Origin of the sequence: Aminobacter sp. MET-1, assembly GCF_026521175.1 — a bacterium.
Classification (GTDB): domain Bacteria; phylum Pseudomonadota; class Alphaproteobacteria; order Rhizobiales; family Rhizobiaceae; genus Aminobacter.
Map to the genome: position 1 here is coordinate 1 of NZ_JAMSHL010000105.1, position 271 is coordinate 271.

The 271-nt window shown below is 71.6% G+C and carries 1 protein-coding gene; it reads right to left on the minus strand.

What is annotated here, in order from left to right:
- A partial coding sequence (locus tag NDO48_RS29210) for an ABC transporter substrate-binding protein (protein WP_267322915.1) occupies positions 1–271 on the minus strand: 271 nt, incomplete at both ends.

The window sequence follows — 271 nt, forward strand, 5'->3', positions numbered from 1 at the left end:
GGCCGTAGGCGGTGCGGTCGTCGATCACGGCGGCGGTCTTCGCCTTCAGCGTGCGCGCGACATAGCCGGCGATGCCGTCGGCCTGCTGCACGTCGGTGGCCATGAGCCGCGCGGCGAACCTGTAGCCGGCGCGCGTGTACTGCGGGTTGGTCGCGGCCGGCGCGACCTGCGGGATGCCGGCGTCGTTGTAGACGCGGGCCGCGGGAATGGTGGTGCCCGAGTTGAGGTGACCGACGACGCCGTTGACCTGCATATCGGCCAGCTTCTGCGC